Here is a 20925-nt window from a genome sequence, read left to right on the forward strand (position 1 = left end):
CAGGCAAATTTACATAGCGTTTTCACGCGGACGCACTTGGTAAACCAGCGGATAACAGAGCTGTCTTCACCAGAGCCAAGCGTACAGAATTTTAACTTCCTTGTCGCAGGTGTCAACAATGAAAAGCAAACAGCAAGATAGCGATTATAATTCCAGGCAACCCAACCAGAAAGGATTTGACGCTTCGGCACCTAAACCCTGGCAAAAGGCAGCCACCTATGTATCGCTGGTGCTGCTGGGAGCTGGTGTCACCTTCTCAGGGGGCTATCTGGGGTCAAATACCCTGCTGTCCTCCAAGGAGTCTACTTCTAAAGTGTCTCTAACCCCAGGAGTTGCGGTTGCTCAGGCACAACTACCACTTAGCACAGACACTAACTTTGTTACAGAAGTTGTGGACAAGGTGGGACCAGCAGTGGTGCGGATTAATTCTTCCCGCACGGTGACACAACAACTTCCTGACGCTTTCAATGACCCCCTCTTCCGCAGGTTCTTTGGCGCTGAGTTGCCGACTGGCCCACAAGAGCGAGTGGAACGGGGTACGGGATCGGGCTTTATTATCAATACGGATGGTCAAATTCTCACCAATGCCCATGTAGTCGCTGGTGCCGACACTGTAAACGTCATTCTCAAGGATGGGCGCACCTTTACAGGTAAGGTGATGGGTACAGATCCGGTAACAGATGTCGCCATCGTTAAAATTCAGGCGGATAATCTGCCGACGGTGCGTTTGGGTGATTCAGATCGGCTGAGACCTGGGGAATGGGCGATCGCTATCGGCAACCCCTTGGGTCTAGATAATACCGTCACAACAGGGATTATTAGTGCCACTGGACGCTCTAGCTCTCAAGTTGGCGTTCCCGATAAGCGGGTAAACTTTATCCAAACAGATGCCGCGATTAATCCGGGTAACTCAGGCGGGCCACTGCTGAACGCCAAAGGTGAAGTGGTTGGGATGAATACAGCGATTATCCGGGGTGCCCAAGGATTAGGCTTTGCGATTCCTATCAATACCGCTCAACGCATTGGCAATCAGCTGGCGACGACTGGCAACGTGCAACATCCTTATCTGGGCATCCAGATGGTGAAACTCACGCCTGAAGTCAGACAGCAAATCAATGAAGATTCCAACAGTCGCGTGAATATCAATGCGGATCGAGGCATTCTTGTCGTCAGAGTCATGCGAAACTCCCCTGCTGCCAATGCAGGGTTACGCACGGGAGATGTTATCCAAAAAATCAACGGTCAATTGGTCACAGACACAGACACAGTACAACAGCAAGTAGAAAGGAGCCAGGTGGGCAGTAGTTTACAGATGGAGGTGCTTCGGAATGGGCAAACGATTAACCTACCTGTAACCACTGCGGCTCTCCCGACCCAGAGCGAGTAGTGTGTTAATAGCTTTCTCAATCAGTCAGTAAGACAAGGTTTCTGAGGATGGGTATTTTGCCCATCCTTTTTGTATGTATTATCAGATTCCATAGGGGTATGGCGCAAATACGCCCCTAGATCGGGAATGGGAGGTTAATAAATTCACCATCTTTCAAGTCTCCTTAACTCAGAAAATTATCCAACCCTAAGCACTACCTACTAGCGAGGTAGTTGAGGGGTTGATGAAGCAGGAGATGAACGATCAAAAAGCAGTAGATGCGTCAAACTAGAGAGGCTGGGTGCTTTCAGGATGAGAGATGGTGACAATTGTTGTGGTTTTCAATGTGCTGCTCTCGCTGATGCTGTTGTATGTTGCCTGGAAAATCCGAAAACTGCGATCGCGTCTGGCAAAAATTACAAAGATTGTACTCGCAGCCGAACGGAATACTTATAAAGTGTTACGGGGTGCCCCCAAAACTCTTTCTAAAGGTCAGCTTGGGGTTAATCGGCTCACAGAGCGATATCAGCAACTCGATCCTCAACTACAACGGGTGCAAAAAATTTTGGCATTGTTCGGTTTGGGACAAAAACTGTGGCTGCGGAATAAGCCAAAGTCGATAGGAATAACGCAGCGCTTCTGGCGCAGAAGTTGAAACTACCCAAACCACTGCTGTTAAGATAAGGGCGATTTTCTTTTTCCGAAGGTACTCGTATTGTTGCCTGTACCAACGACGGATTAAGGAAAACTGCCTAAAATTGGAATTAAGACATAGAGACTAGAAAATGTCAAACAACCGTGCTGGATCATTTATTGGTGGTCTGCTGCTAGGCAGCGCTCTTGGAACCATTACCGGATTATTGGTTGCCCCTCGTACAGGCCGAGACACGCGGCGGCTGTTAAAAAAATCTGCCGATGCCCTACCAGAATTAGCCGAAGACCTATCGACCAGCGTGCAACTGCAAGCTGACCGTCTCTCAGAATCAGCACTGCGAAACTGGGATGAAACGCTTTTGAGATTAAAACAGGCGATCGCTGCTGGAATTGAAGCATCTGCACGCGAACAAGAAGCACTCAAACAAATCATGGATGAAGAAGTCCAGGCTGATGCACGCCCCCTTGTAACCACAGACGATAGGCGATCGCAAGAGTGACTGAACCCTTATTTTGGTTAGGATTTTCGGTTTTACTGGTGGCGGTTAGCTTAGCTGCCGTCTTAGTATCGCTGCTGCCAGCGGTACAAGAATTAGCGCGGGCAGCTCGCAGCGTAGAAAAGTTAGCAGATACGCTAAACCGAGAAATGCCCCCCACACTAGAATCAATTCGCCTGACGGGTTTGGAAATTAGTGACTTGACAGATGATGTCAATGAAGGTGTCAAGAGCGCCAGTCAAGTCGTTAAACAAGTCGATCAAAGCATTAGTGGTGCGAAGAAGCAGGCTCAAAACGTGCAAGTTGGCACCCGCAGCGTCTTTGCAGGTGTCAAAGCTGCTTGGAAAACTTTCAAGCGTCCTACGGGAGGGCGCAGGTCAATCGATCGTTTGCCACCAGGGCAAAGAAATGGTTTTGAGCCTCGTGGATACGGTGATTCTTATCAAGACACTGAAAATGCCTCCACTTCTCATAAAAATTATCAGGAGTGGGAGTCGTCAGACTCAGAAGATTATTAATACAGATGCCGTTGAGAATACCAGCTATGAGAAAGAATCAGGGAAACTCAGAACCGACCGATTCTGCAACTGACTTGCTACTAGAGGCTCGTTCATCAAACCGCAGACGAAACAACCAATACAACGGTGTTTTTGCCCTGATTTTGATCAACCTAGTTATCTTTATTGCTGACCATATTCTCAGCCTCAATCTTCAAGGTTTATATCTCAATCATGCCCGCCCAGCCTTTTATCAGTTCTTCACGGCGATGTTTTGTCATGCCAGCTGGGCGCACTTGTCAGGAAATCTATTTTTTCTTTATATCTTTGGTCGCCTAGTTGAGGAAGAGGAAGGGATCTTCGGGGTGGTCGCTTCCTACATCATCTGCGGACTGGGCGCTAGTCTGATGAGTTGGCTGTTCCAGCATGGGCCAATCTATTCTTTGGGGGCTTCGGGAGCCGTCTTTGGCTTATTCGCGGTCAGCGTGTTGATTAAGTTGAGCTGGAATTGGCGCAAAGTCTTGGAAGTTCTGATTTTGGGTCAGTTTGTGATTGAGCGAGTGTTCTTTGAATTTCAACAAACTGGGATTCAAGACGGAGTAGACCATTTTGCTCACTTAGGAGGCGCTGTTGTAGGAGTAGCGCTGATTATGGGTTTGATGCGGCTTGACCCCACCCGGTTTCGGAAAACTTAGTTAGTCCTGTAGACATCGCAGTAGACATCGCAGAGAGTAGCACAAGAGTCTGGGGTGATTCTATGCCATATCAAGGCTGGCATGGAGTCACCCCTCTTTTACATCTTTCCTCTCCCCCTTCTCCTCTCCCCCAGTCCTGAGTCCTCAGTCCCCAATCCTCAGTCCTCCTGAATGGATGCCCCTAGAGACTCCTTGTATTAAAATATGGTAAACAAGTGTAAAGAAATATTAGTTTACCTAACCCATTCGCTTTTAAAGAAACCGAACTGCCAATGAAGCATCTTTCTAAACAACGAATTGTGGCATCCCTCGTCGCATTTTTCCTGGCTTTGTCCATTTGGGCGATCGCTCCCGTTGCTCACGCCTATAACAATCCCGACTTACTGCCGGAGACTCCTACCCCAATCATTGACTTAGCCAAAGCCTTGACAAATATTCAGGAAGAGGGATTGGTCAAAAACATAGAGAGTTTTGAAGCAGAAACAGGTTGGAAGCTGCGGGTATTAACTCAATACGACCGCACCCCTGGTCTTGCCTTAAAAGATTATTGGAGCTTGGATAATAAAAGCGTGTTGCTGGTTGCCGACCAACGCGGCGGTAATATTCTCAATTTTAATGTAGGCGATGACGCTTATAAACTCATGCCCCGTACCTTCTGGATTGAGTTGCAAACGCGCTTCGGCAATCTCTACTTCGTGCGCGAAAATGGCGAAGACCAAGCCATCATTCAATCATTAGAAACCATTCAAACCTGTCTGCGTCAGGGCGGTTGCCGGGTTGTACCCGGACTGCCCAGAGAACAGTGGATTCTCACTCTAATTACCTCCATTGTGGGCGGAATTATCTGCGGCTTTGCCGCTGTACCCCGCAAAGAGGGACAAATTTTTGCATGGCAGTGGGCTTTAATATTCTCTCCCTTGTGGGGAATTCTATTCATTGCTTTTGGTCTCGGCCCCGTTGTCACTCGCACCTCGGAGTGGTTGCCCCTGTTTCGCAACTTCGCCGGTTTTTTCATCGGTGCTTTAGTCGCTTACCTATCACCAATGATCGTTCAGTCTTCGGCTCCGGAAACTTGAAAAAATCCGTCAGTGGCTAGAATATTTCCAGGCTTTGCCAGAGAATGAGGGCAAGAGGCAAGAGGCATCCCCTCACACCTCTTGCCCGGAAAAAGCTGATATCGCAATCCTATTTGATTTGTCAGATTTTTTTAACGAATTGCTAAACATACCTGCATACAGCAAGAAGATTTCATAACATCTTTCTATCTTCTTTCTCTTCCTTTATTTCTTTGTCGTTTAATAACACTCTTTTGGTTTTCAAAAATCATTTCGGACTGCTAGCTGGTAAGCTGATAGCTAAAAGCTGAAAGCGAATCGCTATGGAATGGCACGTAACGGATGCCCAAAGTTTGGCAATCATTGACCGAGAAATTGGCGACCACATCTTCTCACCAGCGGAATTTGAGATTGTGCGTCGGGTCATTTACGCAACCGCTGACTTTGAATATCGGTCTTTAATTCGCTTTTCTGAGAGGGCACTCCAAGCTGGCGCAGCCGCTTTGGCAGCTCGTAGCACCATTGTGGTAGATGTACCAATGGTACAAGTCGGCATTAGCCCCACGATCCAAAGTACTTTTGCTAATCCGGTGTATTGCAGTATGGAAGCCTTGACGCGGCCTCAAAAAGACAAAAGCCGCGCTGCCTGGGGAATTGAAACCCTCGCTAGACGCTATCCAGAAGGAATTTTTGTGGTAGGTCAGGCTCAGACGGCTCTCATTTCTCTGGTCGAGCTAATTGAGGCAGAAGAAATTCGACCAGCATTGGTGATTGGCACGCCTTCGGGATTTGTGGATGTGGATGTTGCCAAGGAACGGCTGAATGATTCGCTAGTTTCTCACATCCGAATTGATGGACGTAAAGGTAGTGCGGTGGTAGCAGCGGCGATTGTCAATGGTTTAGTTGACTTAGCATGGCAAGCTTATGGGCAGGATACGAATGGTGTCGGCTAAGGGCAGGGAGGCGGGGCATTAGCCATTAGCCGGTTCTCGATTCAAGGGCGACGCGATCGCCTACGCTTAGGAGTACGGTCTTCAGGATAGGAAACATCGTCATTGTCTCCTAACTGACGGCTGACATCCTCAAAAAAGTCTCGCCGCAGATAAGGATAGTCACTCACCCAGAGATTCTGACTGGGAATATAAATGTCTGTCACCTTGGCAATCCGACCCAAGTCTTTTTGATTGGACAGCACGACCATCTCAGCAACTTGACCGGGTTTAACTGCTTTATGGATGCGGCGAAGCGGTACTTGCATCTGGGTCGTAAATCCGGTTTCATCCCCAACTTTGATGTTCAACCGACGCTCTCGGTTTTCAACAATCACCAGTTGCCCGCGATTGTTGACGGTTTGCTCTTCGCCAATCAACTCTTCAGAAACAAAGATATCCACGACTTCACCCCGCCAGAATCCACTGTAGGCGTAGCGGCGATAAGAAGCATTCCGGAGACTCGCCCAATAGACGGGTGCCCACAACCAGTAAAGACCTGCAATGATTCCCAGAAAAAAGGTGATCGCGCTCAGATCCTCGCCCAGCAAAAACTTGCCGACGAGTAAAACCACCACCACAGCTACTACAGAAATTAGCAATCGCTTTAAAAAGTCTGGGAACTTGCCCCAGCAGTACGCATACTGCGGGCCAGTGGCAATCTGGGGAATCAAGTCTTCAAATTTCTTGCGCGTTAATGGGACTAACATATTGTTCAAAAGCGAATTGCTAATTGAAGGATGGCTAATTGTTTAAGAGCAATCCTTCGCTCCTTCGATTAGGGATTAGCCACTTATAGTATCTTTTCTAACCCATAGACTAGGGATTTGAGCTGGATAACTTTGCGGATGGCGAGAAGAACACCAGGCATATAGCAAGACCTATCTGAAGTATCGTGGCGTAGGGTATAAATTTGACCCGGTGCCCCAAACATCACTTCTTGGTGAGCGATGAGACCGGGTAAGCGAACGCTGTGGATGCGAATCCCCTCATCGGCTTGGCTACCTCTAGCACCGGGTAGTTTTTCAGTTTCTTTTACCGTCGGTGGATTGTAGGTTTTACCCAGTTCGCCTAACATCTGGGCAGTTTGAAGGGCGGTACCGCTAGGAGCGTCGGCTTTTTGGTTGTGGTGTAACTCGATAATTTCAACGTGGTCAAAGTATTGGGACGCCTGGACAGCTGCCTGCTGTAGTAACACCATGCCAATGGAAAAGTTGGGGATAATCAGGGCACCCGTGCTGGCTTTGTCGGCAAATTCAGCAAGCTCTTGGATTTGCTGCGGGCTAAGTCCAGTTGTGCCAACGACAGGTCGGATGCCGTAAGCGATCGCAGTCCGCACATTTTCATAAACTGAGTCAGGATGAGTAAAATCAACCATAACGCCCTGTTGTTTTTCCTGGGTCGCTAGCACCAGCATCCCTTGTAAGTCACTGACAATGGGAACTTCCAAGGGTTCGCAACCCGCCACTTCTCCAACGTCTTGACCCTGGTATTCCAAAGAGCGATCGATTGCCCCCAGCAAAGTCATATCGTCTGCTTGAGCAACGGCTTTGACGACTTCGCGACCCATTTTTCCAGCCGCACCGTTGACGACAACGGGAATCGGACACTGTTGATTTGCCATGATTTAAGAATACCCTTCTCGACAAGCGCATTCTAGACCAAGAAGGGCTTCCCACGATAACTGAATTATGCGATCGCGTGCAAGAAGATATTCTTTGTAATTTCTCTTTCTGTCGCAAACACTGCTCGCTAGAACGGCTGAGGATATAGCAGCGGCTTTCTCTAGCTTTAAGTCACAAAACTTATTGAAATTAATTTTCAATAAGCTATACTCCAAAGTAGAACATCTTTCTGTTTAAAAGTTTCAAATTTAGTTTATTCAGCGGTTATAAAACAATGCCATTCCCTAACAATTCGGCTACTTACGATCTGAGAAGTTTTGGCAATAAACCTGATGCCACCTCTGCAAAAATAGAGAACCGATCGGATGAGACTGACGCCGCCTCTGTCGATTCGCCACTCTTCTGTAACCTCGACAAAAACGGGTCAGCAGAGGATTCCACTCTTAATAATCAAAACCTCCCGCTTACGGAGAGTAGCGTCCCGACCTATTTTGAGGATGAAGACCCGGAACGCACGCCAGAACGATGGTGGAAGAGACGGCAATGCCAAGGATTGACCGGATTTTCTTAAATGAGTTCTAGGCAGAGTAGGGGTGTACATCTTGTACATCTGGTGTACACCCCTGGAAAATACTACCAGCCCCAGGTTCCTGGCTCACCTTTGAACGGGCCAACAATATCGCTGGTGATCCAACCGCCGTAGAAACCTCCAGGTTGCGGCTGCACTTGTTCTCCATCGACCGAACAAACATCCATCATCTGGGGATAGAAAGCGAGATAGTTCTTGATGCTGGCGAAGTTTGGTGTGGGATTGGGATAACCCCAAGCGGCATTCGGTGCCTGTTTGTCACTGACAACGACTGTGTAGTAGAAAGCGCCTCCCTTCCATTCACAAAACGATTCCTGAAGAGTTCGCACTAGATATTCCATTTTGATATCTAGGGGAGGAATGTAGTAGACAGGCGGGTGACTGGTTTCTAGTACGCGCTTTGCCCGCTGAGTATCAACAATTGTGACGCCGTTGAAGACGATCTGGATGTGCTTGGATGATTCCTCAAGACGCGGGGGACGAGGGTAATCCCAGACTGACTCTTGACCGGGTCCGGGTGCAATGCGATCGCGTTTCATGCTGGCTTCTTCTGTTGTAGAATCACACTCGCTATTTTAGATGTGTCGCGCTGTCGCTTTGCTGATTGTTGTAGCGAGCGCTAAGAAACGCGAGAAGCCGTGTATAGGAGCATACAAAAAGAGCGATCGCTCCAAGAGAAATTTTTGCTGAATCTGACTTCTAGTACAGGCACCTGACAAGCTGTGCAAGGAATAATGAAGCTTAGGTAGCCATTCTCAGGGTGCTTACTTTGACAATAAATAGCAGACAAAAGCGGTGGATATACCAATACAGTTTGGGTTAGATACCCAAAAACCCAAAACTCTAGAGGAGATATCCCTAAACACAATACGGTCTGCTTTTCCGGATTGGGAGATCCTGCAACCCTCTGGAAAACATTGCTATGAGCCAATTTCCCTCCTTTGCAAAAGGGTGGAGAAATTTTCCCCTTAGAAACTCTGCTTGGGGCAATCAAATATTTTGTATTGAAAAAATTAACCGAACCATAGTAGGTGGATGTGTTTGATTCCTTAACCCTGAGTATTAGTGTTTTTTTTATCGCTGCTGCGGTCATTGCCGTTGTAGGAACGATGATGGCAAGCACAGCGGATCGTCTAGCGGATGAAACGGGTCTTGGAGAAGCACTGATGGGTGCCTTGTTCCTCGGCGGTAGCACCTCATTAGCAGGCATTGTTACCTCTGTCACCGCCGCTGCCGGAGGTCACGCCGAACTTGCCATCAGTAGTGCTTTAGGAGGGATTGCTGCCCAAACAGCATTTCTCAGCATTGCCGATCTTGCCTATGGGAAAGCCAACCTGACACACGCAGCTGCCTCCGTGCCAAATCTGATGCAGGCAACACTTCTGGTTGCTTTATTAGCAATTCCTCTGATGGCAATGTCTGGGCCAGATGTCAGTTTTTTTGGAATTCATCCCGCCTCGTTCCTTATCCCAGCCGCTTATATCTTTGGCTTACGTTTGGCGGCAGAGGCTCAAACTACGCCCATGTGGTGGCCTCGGCGGACTGCGGAGACGCAAGTTGACGAACCGGAGGCAGATAATTCCGAGGGTACTAAATTGACTGTGTTGTGGTTAAGGTTCGCTTTGCTGGCGGGGCTGCTTGCCGGTGCCGGTTATTTTGTGGCGGAAGCTGGAATCTCGATCTCTATGCACAGCGGTCTTTCCGAAACGATGGTAGGAGGGCTTTTTACCGCTTTGTCAACTGCCCTACCGGAACTGGTAACAACCATCGCGGCGGTGCGACGAGGGGCGCTGACGCTTGCGGTGAGTGGCGTTATCGGGGGAAATAGCTTCGATGTGATGCTGGTGGCGTTCTCTGACTTTGCTTATCGGCAGGGTTCGATTTATCATGCTTTGGCACAGCCTCAGATTTTTGCGATCGCGTTGACGATCCTGATGACCGTCATTCTAGTTTTGGGCTTGTTGCGGCGGGAAACACATGGAATTGGAAATATTAGCTTCGAGAGTTTTTTAATTCTACTCCTATACTTAAGTGGGTTTTCGCTGCTGTTTTTTGGGAGTTGAGCAACTATCACTGAGGTTTGCTTTGTTAAAAAAGAAACAAAAACTTTGAGTTATTCAAAATAATTAATTCAAAATTCAAACGTGATTTATCGCTCTATCTTTAAAGATTTTTACCGATTATCGATTACCCGACTTTCTCCTGTTTGATATCAAGCTGCCACTTTTCGTTTTGTGATTTTATCTAGATGCGGCAAAAAATTGCTTTTTATTTAGAAGACATTGAAACACCAACAGGAAAAGCGTTCAACTTCCTAATTACAGGAATGATTTTGCTGTCTTCAGCAATTTTTGTTATCGAAACCTATCCACTCCCAAATTACGTCCGAATTAATCTTAATACTATAGACTATGCAATTTTCCTACTTTTTGCATGGGAATATTTGCTTCGTTTATGGTGTGCAGACAATAAAGTTCAACATATATTAAGTGTTTATTCAATTATAGATTTAGTAGCAATATTGCCATTTTTATTAGGAGTGGTAGATATCAGCTTTATCCGGGTATTTCGATGGTTTAGGATTTTGCGATTTCTTCGATTCATAGAAGGTAAAAGATTATTTGGTCGCACCATCAATGAAGATGGAGAGATTTCAGCTCGAATATTATTTACTTTATTAGCAATCATATTTGTTTATTCCGGCTTGATTTATCAAGTTGAGCATCCAGTAAATCCTCAAGTATTCGCTACTTTTTTGGATGCTGTATATTTCTCTATTGTCACAATGACAACAGTTGGATTTGGCGATGTAACACCAATTTCACAAGGAGGTCGCTTGATGACAGTCTTAATGATTTTGACCGGAATTGCTCTGATTCCTTGGCAATTGGGCGACTTGATCAAGCGATTGGTTAAAACAGCTAATCAGGTACAAACCCTTTGCCCTACTTGCGGTTTATCATCCCATGATACAGATGCTCGGTTTTGCAAAATTTGCGGAGCAAAGTTGGAAAAACTAACAGGTAGCTAGTAGCGAAGGAAAGCGATCGCATTTGCGGCAGATTGTGCTGTCGTTGCCTAATTGACGATAGTTCGGTAGAGCGATCGCGCTTTTTGCAATAACCCTATTCGAGGTTTAAAAATTTCGGTCGTGTCTGCTGGTTGATAGAAAGTTTCTCCTGCAATGCGTTCCAGTCTTCTTGTTCAATTTGAGAAATAATTTGATCGAGTCCGGTTCGATATTGTTGAAGGCTTCGCAGTAATTCCCCGCGATTGTACCGCGCCATCATCACGCCTAACTCTGGATTGCCTCCGCCGACGCGGCTGGTATCCCGGAAGCCAGAACTCGCCAATTGTTGCGCTAATTCTAGAACCGCTGGGTCGGTTTCGTTGATGCAGGCATTAATTAAACCAGCACTCACCATCACCGGCAAGTGAGAAATCCAAGCCACCGCGCGATCGTGATCTTCTGGACGGCACTGATAGATTTTAGCTTTGAGCGATCGCGCGATTTCCTCGACAATATTCACAGCTGCTGGGGGCGTCGTCTTCACCGGCGTCAATACATAAGCTTTCCCAGCAAATAGCTGAGTCTGAGCTGCTTCCAGACCACTTTCTGCCGTCCCCGCCATCGGGTGCCCCCCCACGAAGTTCGTCCAAATCGGTTCTAGCGCTTCCACCACCGGCTTTTTGACCGAACCCACGTCTGTGATGATGGCGTTGGCAGACAAATGAGGAATCAGCTGCTGTACGGTTGGGGCGATCGCGCTAATGGGCGTACACACAAAAACTACATCGGTAGCTGCCAAGAGTGCCAGATCCACACTCGCATCATCCACAACTCCACGCGCGATCGCATCAACACAGGTTTGCTCTCGACGCGCGATCCCCAAAACCTGATAGCCAGCCGCTCGTAAGTCCAAACCCAGCGAGCCGCCAATTAGCCCCAACCCTACAATCCCAATATTCATGGTTCTGTCTAATACTATTTCACCGTAAAATCGGCACAAATAACTTGCTGGAAATGGCTACTGGCTCAGACGCGAACAGACAAGTCAGCGCTGCGCCATCGCCGCAAGTCTTCTACAGTTCAAAATCTCAAATCCAAAATCTAAAATGGTATAAACTCCTAAATTTCCTCAAAATGAGGAAAACAAGAGCAATTTAGCTGTCTCCCCGAAACAAGGAGGGCTGGAGAGGGGTTCTCTCTGGGACTACTGTACCGATGTTCTAGCATGATGTTCTAGCATACAGTGCCAACTTACCCCACGATCCAATCAGCCGCTCGTTAGGCTTCTGTCAAAATGGCTGGACGACTATTTTCTTAAAGTAAAGCCCTTCCAAACAGATGAGGTAGGGAGCATAATAGATTTCTTCATTCATCCTTCATCACTCTGAGGATGCCCTCACTGAACTTACTTCTAAGATTTACAGAGGGGCACGCTAGATTAGTGCTTGTACAACTTTGTACAACTTTAGATAGATGCCGGGGAAAAATCCCGACTCAACGCAAGCAAAGCCAGGGTTCATCTGCTGCAAACTCACCCAGCCACTCAAAACGACAAATGAACCTCAAGGCTTGCTGGTAGCGCCCTCCTCCTAACCATAAAATGAGAATGCTGGCAAGGTGGCTCGAAATGAATGTCGATGAACTGATAGTAAGATACGCAGCCGGTGCGCGAAACTTCGCGGCAATTGACCTGAGTGAGGCAAACTTGAGTGGCATCAACCTCAGCGGCGCTAATTTGACAGGCGCTAATTTAAGCGTGGCAAATCTCAGCGGTGCCAATCTCGAAGCCGCTAACTTGACTCAAGCCAAACTTAATGTCGCGAGGCTTAGTGGAGCCAATCTTAGCAATGCCATCTTAAACCAGGCAAACTTCAACGTTGCTAACCTGATTCGAGCGGATATGGGGGGGGCGCAGCTCATTCAAGCCGTCTTGATTCGAGCCGAGCTAATTCGCGCCGATCTGAGTGGATGCAATCTCAAATCAGCGAACCTCAGCGGTGCTGATTTGCGTGAAGCCACTCTTAGAGAAGCCAATCTCAGTCGCGCCAGTTTGAATGAAGCCAACCTCCGGGGTGCCTTTTTGACGGGAGCCAACTTGGAGCAGGCAAACTTAAATGGCACCGACTTGAGCCGCACCGACTTGAGCGGTGCTAATTTCCGAGAGACAGAACTAAGACAAGCCAATCTCAGTCGCGCAAATCTCAGCGGAGCGGACTTAAGCGGCGCAAATCTGCGTTGGGCAGACTTAAGCGGTGCAAATCTGCGTTGGGCAGACTTAAGCGGCGCAAAATTAAGCGGAGCTAACTTAATCGGCGCAGACCTTAGCAATGCTAATTTACTCAATGCCAGCTTAGTTCACGCCGATCTTACCCAAGCTCGATTGATTAAAGCCGATTGGATTGGAGCTGACTTGACCGGGGCGATTCTAACCGGGGCAAAACTGTATGCAGTCTCCCGTTTCGGCCTGAAAACCGAAGGAGTGACCTGCGAGTGGGTTGACTTGAGTCCGGATGGCGATCGCACGGAAATTTTTCGTCTTACCACTGAAGAATCAAAAAAGTTCTTCAATGAAACGCTGCCAACCGTCCGAATTATCGTAGATGCACCGTTAGATTTAGAAGCAAATTTAGCACTAGCCACTACTTATCATCACCTCTCTAAGCATTATCCGGGGATCGCTCATCCTCCCAGTTTGGAAGTCAGCGCTCGAAAAACAATTCTCACTTTCAGAATTGATAGCAACGATCAATTATTTCCCTTGGCTTACGTGGCTATTTTTCCCTTCAACGATGCAGTAGCAACTCAGAAAAATATCAGCGCTCTAGTGAACCTACTTCAATCTCAAAATCAATCATCACTAGGGCATAAAGATGCTCAGCGGGTCAAGCAATTAACTGCCTCCCTTAATAAAACAATCGATCAAGTCGGTAGTCTCGATATTTGCAAAATGGTGCCCGAACTGAAAAGAAAATTAAACTTCTTCCAGGCTCCAACCCAGACGGTGCTAAATAATTCTACGGATCAAACCTTGAATGTTTATCATCACCCAGTGTTTGGGAAACGGTTTATGAATCAAAGTCAATCTAATTCCAGGGCTTTGCCAAAAAACAACTTAGTTGAAGCGCAAGGCTCAATTCTCCCTCCTGTGGGTACGTTGGTTGAATTTGTCAAGGAATTTGATTATTTAGAAAAATTACAGCAAAGTTGAACAAAGGGTCAGCAGGCAAAAGGCGAAAAAAAAGAGAAAATATGTAAAGCGATCTTTTTTACTTTTTGCTTTCCTAACTCTAAAGTCTCAAATCTAAAGTGATAGAGGTAGAAGTTCATTCCTCACTACGTGCATTCCTTCGCGAGCAGGAGAATCGTTCTTGGCCTCATCATCTGACAATGGCGAGGCTAGTGGCACGGGCTTTAAGATTAGGGCGTTCTGCCCTGATTCAGACTGGAGTTTCTTCGCACGGTACGGGGAAGTATCGCCTGAGTTACCTAGCACCGGCACTGCTATGGACGAAATCTGTCATCCTGGTGGCTCCAGAATCAGTTCAGCAACGCTTGCTAGAGGTGGAAATTCCTCAGATGCGACAGTGGATGGGGAGGGAAAAAGCCATCCTAACAGGCGATGCATGGCCTGACGCTGACTTTCAGGGACTGCTGTTAATCTCTCCAGAGGTTTGGTTAGCTGACCGCCTCAAAGGGCTAAATCGGATACCCTTTGGCATTCCGACTATTTTTGATGGTGCCGATGACTTGGAAGAGTGGGCACGCGACCAACTGACTGCTAGCTTGCGACCCAGCGATTGGGAAGAGTTGATGCTGGCCTTTCCCCGTAAGGTAAAGGCAATCCGGGATGCGCGGGTACAGCTAACAAAAGCTGTCTTCCAGCATCCAGCCAATCCTTACGAGTGCTATCTGATTTCACCTGCTGAGCAAGACATCTTGAGGCGTCTCTATGCGGTCTTAGAGAATGCGATAGGAGTTGAAGGCAGACAGAATCTTGTCGAAACAAGAACGATCCCGTCTGGAGAGCAGGGGAGTGGGAGAGGGGGAGAATTTCCCGCCTCGCCAAATTTACCCCCGGCTTGGAGAAATTTTTGGCATCGGTTGCAAGCAGAAGACCAACTCATGTGGGCAGAAATTGCTCGGAGTCAGGGCCAATTTTCTTTGTATTGCGGCCCCGTTGAGGTGGCAACTGCTTTAGAAAAAATCTGGCACCACGAGCCGGTGGTATTGATTGGTGCGGCACTGGATTTAGAGACAGAAGCGATCGCCTATCGTCAGCGGGTAGGATTGGGCAACCTAACGTGTCTCAAGTTTTCTCCAGACAGGCAGAACGAACTGATTCAGCTATATCTCCCCGATCGTCTCCCCATGCCAAATACGCCTCAATTTCAGGGAGTTCTGATTCAAGAAGTCCAGATGCTAGTTGAGACAATGGATCGGTCGCTGGGAGAAAATCCCGACATTCAAAGACTAGCGGTGATCCTGGTCGAGGACACGCCTTTAAAAGCCCAGGTGGCGTCTGTGATGGCGGCTGAGTTTGGCTCCCGCGTGCAAGTAGAAAAAACCAGTTTGTCAAACAATGGCATTCTGGTTACGGGATGGGAATTTTGGCGGCATTATCAGGAGGCGTTGCCTGCGCCCCAGTTGCTAGTGATGGCGACGTTGCCGATCCCCTCTCTAGAAAATCCCCTGGTAGCGGGTCGGGTTGCTCATTACAAGGAACAGCGTAAAGATTGGTTTCGCTTGTATTTGTTGCCCGTGGCTTTGAGTGAATTGCAGCGAGCGATCGCCCCCGTGCGAGAATGTCGGGGCGTCGTTGCTCTCCTCGATGGTCGCGTAAATAACCGCAGCTACGGCTCTCAGGTGCTGGAAGCACTGAGTCCTTTGGCTCGGATCAACTATTTGGACAGCAACTGGTTTACAAGCGATCGCTAGCTTCTCCCACACCCCTCGCAGCTCATCGCTTTGTCTCAATACTTGTAATTTAATCAATCATTCAGCTGCGGCTCCCACGCCAGCGTTATGATAAACAAATGTCTAAAGGCATCACCAAAAATTATGGGTGAATCCAAGCGTCGGAAAGAAGCACTCAAAGAGAAGTATGGTCAAGATACCTATATCCTTCCTTGGGTGCCGATCACTAAAACTCAGGCACAACAGTTTGTGAAAATCTCCGGTCAGGGGGCTTGGTACGGTATCGGTTTCCTGATCCTTTTTTGGATAACTATCCGCTTCATCGGACCTTCCTTTGGTTGGTGGCAGGTCGTCAACTAGACCTTCCTAAAAATCTGGTTGGGTGAAGTGCTTAGAGACAAAGTATTTGATAGATTTGTCTTGCCAACAGGTAAACCAAAGCTATCAGAGGCTTTGTCTCTAAATCCATAAGTAAGTTTCGCCCATAGGACTAGATTTAATTGATTATTCTTATCCTTAGCGATCGCTTCCATTAAATGCAGCGATGATTCTGCCCCTCGCAACACTTTACCCCTAAGTCCGTCTTTAGTTAGAAGTAACCTTTATCAGTGCTCTTTAGGATGCAGGAGTATCATTCAAACTGTTATGGTTGATACTTGGCTTTTCTGAATAGTCAAGTTAACCTGGTGCAAATCAGGGAGACGTCAAGTTCTAAATTTTTCCAAGCTCCTCGATTAATTTACCGTCATGCCTGGGGAGCAAAATCTTAAGAAAGTATAAAAGGTTTAAACTAAGGTGTGGTGGTTGGAGGACAACCGTGTTTCTACGACTTGCAGAGCAACACCGTCAATTTGTACAGGATCTAGTGATGAACCTCCAAGCTCTGGCAATTGTGCTAGAGCAGCGAGGCTATCTGGCTTCTTGCTATACCTGCGGAGGCCAAATGAATAGCGCATCATTTATGGTTAGTCTAGGTGACAACCATCTAATTCGCTTTTTAGTCTCGGATTATGGGATCACCTGGACAGAAATGCGGGATGACCGTGAATTAATGAAGCTAGAGGGCGCTGAAGCAATTTGTCAGCTACAAGACCTAGCCAATCTAGTCAAATACCAAATCAAACCTTCTGAGTATCGTCCTGCCGTGCCCCAGCGAGGCTAAAGGAGTTAGCGCAGCAAGGTTTCACCACTCTCTTTAGACAGATAAGCTCCTAGGACTGCTAATCTGAAAAGTGAGAAACCTACGTGCTAACCCCTGGCGATGGATGCCGGAAGAGATGTCTATGACCGCCCTTGATTGTGCATGGCAACACCATTTTATTGAGACCAACAACATTCGCTTACATTGTGTCACCCAAGGAGAGGGAGAGCTAGTTATCCTGTTGCACGGGTTTCCAGAGTTTTGGTATTCCTGGCGGCATCAGATCCCAGCACTGGCTCGCCATTTTAAGGTGGTGGTTCCCGATTTGCGGGGCTACAATGATTCGGATAAGCCCCTCAGTGGTTATGACCTGGATACTCTTAGCGCCGATATTCGGGGTCTGATTGAGAATTTGGGGTATGTCCGGGCACATATTGTTGGTCACGATTGGGGCGGATTGATCGCATGGCATCTAGCGCAGAAATTTCCAGACGTTCTGAATCGTCTGGCTATTTTGAATGCGCCGCATCCGTACAGGTTTTGGCAGGAATTGACGGGAAACCTGGATCACCTGCGTCGCAGTTGGTACGTTCTGGCGTTTCAGATTCCTGGTTTGCCAGAGTGGCTGATTCAGCAAAATTTAAAAGATTTTGTAAATAACGTGTTTCGGGGACAGGCGGTTCGCAAAGGCGCGTTTTCTGCCGAGGATGCCCAAGTGTATCAGGCAGCACTGGCAAAGCCTGGGGTTTTGGCGGCGGCAATTAACTACTATCGATCGTCTTTGTCGCCTCAAAATTGGCTGCATCACTGGGGACGATCGCCCGATCCCGTCACTGTGCCTACCTTGATTTTGTGGAGCGAAGAAGACGCCTTTTTGACTCGAAAACTCACCGAAGGCATGGAACGCTTAATCGCTGCTCCTTTCAACCTAAAATTTATTAGTCACTGCGGTCACTGGATGCAGCAAGAAGTTCCTCAAACCGTCAATCGAGAACTCTTAAACTTTTTCCGCTCCCCAATATTAACTGGTGGCAAAAAAAACTTCTAAATCTATTGGTAAAAATCTATCGAAGAAACTGCTGCCAGTGTGGTGAGATTTAAAACTGGCGACTTCGCTCATGTCAACAATCTTTAACAACACGCTTGATAGCGCCAAATTAATTGGCGCTATTGGTTTTGGAAATGTTAATTTAGCAAAAGTTAGAAGAAACTAAGCTGATTGACCGGAATAGCCCAAAAGCCCTATAGTCCCAGTTTCTTCGACTACAGAATTTTAGGCGATCGCGTTGAGACTCATTTTCCAATTTTTCAACAAACTCAAGTCATAAGGCAGTATCAAACCCCCATCTGGCGGTCAAAGAACGAATTGTGATGCGAAACACAGAGCAACCATGACAATTAACAACCCCAGTCGCCAAATTTTGTTGCATCCTGGAAGGGTAGGGGTTGTATCTATTTCGTTCGACAGAGGACAAGGTTGTATCCTCGGATTAACTCGATTTATGGCGTAGCGCCACCAGCAAAATGATTGGGTACCGTGAGAGCGATCGCCTCATGCTCAATCATTTCCCAAATCAGCAACGCCCCCTCACTGCACTCAGTATCAGCGAGAACTAAGGATGTTTAACGCTACAGAAATTCTAATTGACTCTTTTGTTCAAAGAATTCGTGAAGGCTACCGACGTACTTACGGCGGCTACAAGCCCGACTACGAAGATATTATTGCCTGGGCGGGGGGTATGGCTCTGGAAAACATTGCCAACAGTGACGCCCTCTATCACAATGTTGAACACTCGATTCTAGTCGCTCTGGTCGGGCAAGAAATCTTGAGAGGGAGACACATCCGTGAGGGCGGGGTGTCCTGCGAAGACTGGTTGCACTTCATTCTCTCCTTGGTTTGCCATGACATTGGCTACGTGAAGGGCGTGTGTCGCCTAGATAGAGACTACGAAAGACTGTATGCGACGGGGCAGGATGCAGAAATGGTTTCCGTGCCTCGTGGATCTTCAGATGCCAGCTTGACACCGTATCACGTCGATCGAGCCAAACTCTTTATTGAAGAGCGCTTTGGCGGTCATAAGCTGATTGATGCGGAATTGATCAAGCGCAATATTGAACTCACTCGTTTTCCAGTCCCAAAAGCAGAGGATCATCAAGATACGGTTAATTATCCAGGCTTGGTTCGGGCATCTGACTTGATTGGTCAGCTGAGCGATCCCCGCTACCTGAAGAAAATTGGTGCCTTGTACTATGAGTTTGAAGAAACTGGCGTCAATCAAGCCTTAGGTTATCGGCATCCTGGAGACTTGCGCCGGAACTATCCCAAATTTTACTGGCATGGGGTATTTCCGTATATTCAAGATGCGCTTCGCTACCTGTCGCTAACTCAGCAGGGTAAGCAAATCATTGCAAACCTCTACTCGAATGTGTTTGTTGTTGAGCACGAAAGTGCCGAAGATGAGCGGCGGCAACTGGAAGAACAGTTAGTAGTTGGAGCTTAGAAAGGGAACCAGTGGGGAGTTAGGAGCGAACAATCCAAATAAGCTTGGAAATACTAAATTCTAGCTTATGATTTAATTTAAAACTCCTAACTCATAACTCCTAAGCACTAACTTTATGAACTGGTGGCAAAAGCTTAAAAACAATCCCTTAGCTCGTTTTGGCGCTTTAATCCTGTTAATTTTTTACCTTAGCGTTATTGCAGCTGATTTTGTTGCGCCTTATCGTCCATGTGACTCTTATGACCTGTCTCATGGGCTGTGTGATGTACAGCCAAATACGTCACTTTTGCCACCAACTCAGATTTACTGGCGCAACCGTGAGGGACAATTTATTGGGCCGCACGTTTATCCGACGACTCAGGGGCCGACAGATTTAGAGACGGGCGATCGCAAAGTGATTGTAGACTTCCAAAAACCTTCACCTGTTCGCCTGTTTGTCCGGGGACCGAAATACCAACTATTTCAGCTTCGCCTACCGCTGCCACCCAAATTTGATGAGGTGGAAATTCTTAGCGGTATTCCCTTTAATTGGCATCTCTTCGGCACCCTTGGGGAAGGCAAACTGAATTTGTTAGGCACCGATGAACAGGGGCGTGACCAGTTCAGCCGTCTACTGCACGGGGGCAGAATCAGCCTCAGCATTGGTCTAGTGGGAATTGCCATATCTTTCCCCCTAGGTTTGTTGGTTGGAGGGATTTCTGGCTTTTTCGGAGGCACAACTGACAGCATCTTAATGCGCTTTGTGGAAGTGCTGATGACAATTCCCAGCCTTTATCTGTTGGTTGCCCTTGCCGCAGTGCTACCGTCAGGACTAACGAGTGCCCAGCGATTCTTATTAATTGTCCTGATTACCTCATTCGTCGGCTGGGCTGGGTTAGCACGGGTGATTCGGGGACAGGTGCTGTCCATTAAAGAGCGGGAATTTGTGCAAGCAGCACGCGCAATGGGTGCAAAACCGCTGTACATTATCATTCGTCATGTGTTGCCGCAAACTGCTACCTACGTGATTATCTCGGCAACTTTAGCAATCCCTGGTTTTATCGTCGCGGAATCAGTGCTGAGTTTGATTGGGCTAGGAATTCAGCAGCCAGATCCGTCTTGGGGGAATATGCTATCGCTAGCAACAAATGCATCAATTTTGGTGTTACAACCTTGGTTGATCTGGCCTCCAGCGCTATTGATTATCCTCACTGTATTAGCATTTAACTTGCTAGGCGATGGGCTGCGGGATGCCCTCGATCCCCGGAGTTTGCGGCGGTAATTTTAAAAGTTTTTTGCGAATTTGTGTGACATATTTAGCAGAGTCGGTCATATTTGTGAACTGACTCTGCTGAATTTTTTGTTGAGTTTGTTTCCGAGCTATTCATATAGCTCGGAAACGTGTGATCTGAT

21 protein-coding genes are annotated in these 20925 nt (G+C 47.4%); 17 read left to right on the top strand and 4 right to left on the bottom strand.

Translation table 11 applies throughout. The features are described from left to right. Nucleotides 1–118 precede the first annotated feature (118 nt). From H6F52_RS20790 to H6F52_RS20820, 7 genes are all read left to right on the top strand, one after another. Nucleotides 119–1387, top strand: a complete 1269-nt coding sequence (locus tag H6F52_RS20790) for an HhoA/HhoB/HtrA family serine endopeptidase (RefSeq protein ID WP_190536631.1) — start codon at nt 119–121, stop codon at nt 1385–1387. A 298-nt stretch (nt 1388–1685) separates the two neighbouring features. Further along, nucleotides 1686–2021 (top strand): hypothetical protein, encoded by a 336-nt coding sequence (locus tag H6F52_RS20795; RefSeq protein ID WP_190413013.1) that lies wholly within the window; start codon nt 1686–1688, stop codon nt 2019–2021. A 130-nt stretch (nt 2022–2151) separates the two neighbouring features. Next, entirely contained in the window at nt 2152–2520 is a 369-nt protein-coding gene (locus H6F52_RS20800; protein WP_190413014.1) for a YtxH domain-containing protein, read from the top strand. Next, nucleotides 2517–3035 carry a DUF948 domain-containing protein gene (locus H6F52_RS20805; protein ID WP_190536632.1) on the top strand — a complete coding sequence of 173 codons (519 nt, stop codon included), beginning with the start codon at nt 2517–2519 and terminating at the stop codon, nt 3033–3035. The genes H6F52_RS20800 and H6F52_RS20805 overlap by 4 nt, the downstream gene beginning before the upstream one ends. Before the next feature lie 26 nt (nt 3036–3061). Then, nucleotides 3062–3709 carry a rhomboid family intramembrane serine protease gene (locus tag H6F52_RS20810; protein WP_190536633.1) on the top strand — a complete coding sequence of 216 codons (648 nt, stop codon included), beginning with the start codon at nt 3062–3064 and terminating at the stop codon, nt 3707–3709. A 272-nt stretch (nt 3710–3981) separates the two neighbouring features. Then, entirely contained in the window at nt 3982–4785 is an 804-nt protein-coding gene (locus tag H6F52_RS20815) for a TPM domain-containing protein (RefSeq protein WP_190536634.1), read from the top strand. A gap of 302 nt (nt 4786–5087) precedes the next feature. Next, nucleotides 5088–5717, top strand: coding sequence for a precorrin-8X methylmutase (locus H6F52_RS20820; RefSeq protein ID WP_190413018.1), 630 nt, complete (start codon nt 5088–5090; stop codon nt 5715–5717). 41 nt (nt 5718–5758) lie between these two features. On the opposite strand, the gene H6F52_RS20825 is transcribed toward H6F52_RS20820, so the two are convergent. Both H6F52_RS20825 and dapB read right to left on the bottom strand, forming a co-directional pair. Next, nucleotides 5759–6463 carry a phosphate ABC transporter permease gene (locus H6F52_RS20825; RefSeq protein ID WP_190536635.1) on the bottom strand — a complete coding sequence of 235 codons (705 nt, stop codon included), beginning with the start codon at nt 6461–6463 and terminating at the stop codon, nt 5759–5761. An 83-nt stretch (nt 6464–6546) separates the two neighbouring features. Further along, nucleotides 6547–7377, bottom strand: coding sequence for a 4-hydroxy-tetrahydrodipicolinate reductase (gene dapB, locus H6F52_RS20830; RefSeq protein ID WP_190536636.1), 831 nt, complete (start codon nt 7375–7377; stop codon nt 6547–6549). A gap of 275 nt (nt 7378–7652) precedes the next feature. Here dapB and H6F52_RS20835 point away from each other — a divergent pair, with 275 nt between their 5' ends. Beyond that, the gene (locus tag H6F52_RS20835) at nt 7653–7949 is read left to right on the top strand and encodes a hypothetical protein (protein WP_190438537.1); all 297 of its coding nucleotides are present in this window, start codon (nt 7653–7655) and stop codon (nt 7947–7949) included. Between the two features lie 62 nt (nt 7950–8011). Here the strand turns inward: H6F52_RS20835 and H6F52_RS20840 are convergent, their stop codons facing one another. Beyond that, on the bottom strand, nt 8012–8506 hold the full coding sequence (locus H6F52_RS20840) for a DUF427 domain-containing protein (RefSeq protein WP_190429582.1): 495 nt from the start codon (nt 8504–8506) through the stop codon (nt 8012–8014). Nucleotides 8507–9004: 498 nt separating this feature from the next. Here H6F52_RS20840 and H6F52_RS20845 point away from each other — a divergent pair, with 498 nt between their 5' ends. Then, complete coding sequence (locus H6F52_RS20845; protein ID WP_190536637.1) at nt 9005–10030, top strand: sodium:calcium antiporter; 1026 nt, start codon at nt 9005–9007, stop codon at nt 10028–10030. A 185-nt stretch (nt 10031–10215) separates the two neighbouring features. Further along, nucleotides 10216–10998 carry an ion transporter gene (locus H6F52_RS20850; protein ID WP_190429584.1) on the top strand — a complete coding sequence of 261 codons (783 nt, stop codon included), beginning with the start codon at nt 10216–10218 and terminating at the stop codon, nt 10996–10998. A gap of 94 nt (nt 10999–11092) precedes the next feature. Here the strand turns inward: H6F52_RS20850 and H6F52_RS20855 are convergent, their stop codons facing one another. Further along, nucleotides 11093–11938, bottom strand: coding sequence for a prephenate/arogenate dehydrogenase (locus H6F52_RS20855; RefSeq protein WP_190536638.1), 846 nt, complete (start codon nt 11936–11938; stop codon nt 11093–11095). Nucleotides 11939–12604: 666 nt separating this feature from the next. Here H6F52_RS20855 and H6F52_RS20860 point away from each other — a divergent pair. The 7 genes from H6F52_RS20860 (at nt 12605) to H6F52_RS20890 (ending at nt 20794) form a co-directional block, all read left to right on the top strand. After that, nucleotides 12605–14185, top strand: a complete 1581-nt coding sequence (locus H6F52_RS20860; protein ID WP_190413705.1) for a pentapeptide repeat-containing protein — start codon at nt 12605–12607, stop codon at nt 14183–14185. Nucleotides 14186–14283: 98 nt separating this feature from the next. Continuing rightward, a complete protein-coding gene (locus tag H6F52_RS20865; RefSeq protein WP_190438553.1) occupies nt 14284–15912 on the top strand; it encodes an ATP-dependent DNA helicase in 1629 nt (542 codons plus the stop codon). Nucleotides 15913–16035: 123 nt separating this feature from the next. Continuing rightward, the gene (locus tag H6F52_RS20870; protein WP_190413707.1) at nt 16036–16251 is read left to right on the top strand and encodes a DUF2839 domain-containing protein; all 216 of its coding nucleotides are present in this window, start codon (nt 16036–16038) and stop codon (nt 16249–16251) included. A gap of 457 nt (nt 16252–16708) precedes the next feature. Beyond that, nucleotides 16709–17053 (top strand): DUF1815 family protein, encoded by a 345-nt coding sequence (locus H6F52_RS20875; protein ID WP_190413027.1) that lies wholly within the window; start codon nt 16709–16711, stop codon nt 17051–17053. 121 nt (nt 17054–17174) lie between these two features. Further along, nucleotides 17175–18080 carry an alpha/beta hydrolase gene (locus tag H6F52_RS20880; RefSeq protein ID WP_206753538.1) on the top strand — a complete coding sequence of 302 codons (906 nt, stop codon included), beginning with the start codon at nt 17175–17177 and terminating at the stop codon, nt 18078–18080. A gap of 571 nt (nt 18081–18651) precedes the next feature. Further along, entirely contained in the window at nt 18652–19533 is an 882-nt protein-coding gene (locus H6F52_RS20885; RefSeq protein ID WP_190413028.1) for an Npun_R2479 family HD domain-containing metalloprotein, read from the top strand. Between the two features lie 115 nt (nt 19534–19648). Further along, nucleotides 19649–20794 carry an ABC transporter permease gene (locus H6F52_RS20890; protein WP_190536639.1) on the top strand — a complete coding sequence of 382 codons (1146 nt, stop codon included), beginning with the start codon at nt 19649–19651 and terminating at the stop codon, nt 20792–20794. Nucleotides 20795–20925 lie beyond the last annotated feature (131 nt).

Origin of the sequence: Coleofasciculus sp. FACHB-542 (assembly GCF_014695825.1) — a bacterium.
Classification (GTDB): domain Bacteria; phylum Cyanobacteriota; class Cyanobacteriia; order Cyanobacteriales; family FACHB-T130; genus FACHB-T130.

What these genes read in the sequence shown, in the direction of transcription:
- H6F52_RS20790 (WP_190536631.1), top strand. Translation starts at nt 119, where the DNA reads ATGAAAAGCAAACAGCAAGATAGCGATTATAATTCCAGGCAACCCAAC.
- H6F52_RS20795 (WP_190413013.1), top strand. Translation starts at nt 1,686, where the DNA reads ATGGTGACAATTGTTGTGGTTTTCAATGTGCTGCTCTCGCTGATGCTG.
- H6F52_RS20800 (WP_190413014.1), top strand. Translation starts at nt 2,152, where the DNA reads ATGTCAAACAACCGTGCTGGATCATTTATTGGTGGTCTGCTGCTAGGC.
- H6F52_RS20810 (WP_190536633.1), top strand. Translation starts at nt 3,062, where the DNA reads ATGAGAAAGAATCAGGGAAACTCAGAACCGACCGATTCTGCAACTGAC.
- H6F52_RS20815 (WP_190536634.1), top strand. Translation starts at nt 3,982, where the DNA reads ATGAAGCATCTTTCTAAACAACGAATTGTGGCATCCCTCGTCGCATTT.
- H6F52_RS20820 (WP_190413018.1), top strand. Translation starts at nt 5,088, where the DNA reads ATGGAATGGCACGTAACGGATGCCCAAAGTTTGGCAATCATTGACCGA.
- H6F52_RS20825 (WP_190536635.1), bottom strand. Translation starts at nt 6,463, where the DNA reads ATGTTAGTCCCATTAACGCGCAAGAAATTTGAAGACTTGATTCCCCAG.
- dapB (WP_190536636.1), bottom strand. Translation starts at nt 7,377, where the DNA reads ATGGCAAATCAACAGTGTCCGATTCCCGTTGTCGTCAACGGTGCGGCT.
- H6F52_RS20835 (WP_190438537.1), top strand. Translation starts at nt 7,653, where the DNA reads ATGCCATTCCCTAACAATTCGGCTACTTACGATCTGAGAAGTTTTGGC.
- H6F52_RS20840 (WP_190429582.1), bottom strand. Translation starts at nt 8,506, where the DNA reads ATGAAACGCGATCGCATTGCACCCGGACCCGGTCAAGAGTCAGTCTGG.
- H6F52_RS20850 (WP_190429584.1), top strand. Translation starts at nt 10,216, where the DNA reads ATGCGGCAAAAAATTGCTTTTTATTTAGAAGACATTGAAACACCAACA.
- H6F52_RS20855 (WP_190536638.1), bottom strand. Translation starts at nt 11,938, where the DNA reads ATGAATATTGGGATTGTAGGGTTGGGGCTAATTGGCGGCTCGCTGGGT.
- H6F52_RS20860 (WP_190413705.1), top strand. Translation starts at nt 12,605, where the DNA reads ATGAATGTCGATGAACTGATAGTAAGATACGCAGCCGGTGCGCGAAAC.
- H6F52_RS20870 (WP_190413707.1), top strand. Translation starts at nt 16,036, where the DNA reads ATGGGTGAATCCAAGCGTCGGAAAGAAGCACTCAAAGAGAAGTATGGT.
- H6F52_RS20880 (WP_206753538.1), top strand. Translation starts at nt 17,175, where the DNA reads ATGACCGCCCTTGATTGTGCATGGCAACACCATTTTATTGAGACCAAC.
- H6F52_RS20885 (WP_190413028.1), top strand. Translation starts at nt 18,652, where the DNA reads ATGTTTAACGCTACAGAAATTCTAATTGACTCTTTTGTTCAAAGAATT.
- H6F52_RS20890 (WP_190536639.1), top strand. Translation starts at nt 19,649, where the DNA reads ATGAACTGGTGGCAAAAGCTTAAAAACAATCCCTTAGCTCGTTTTGGC.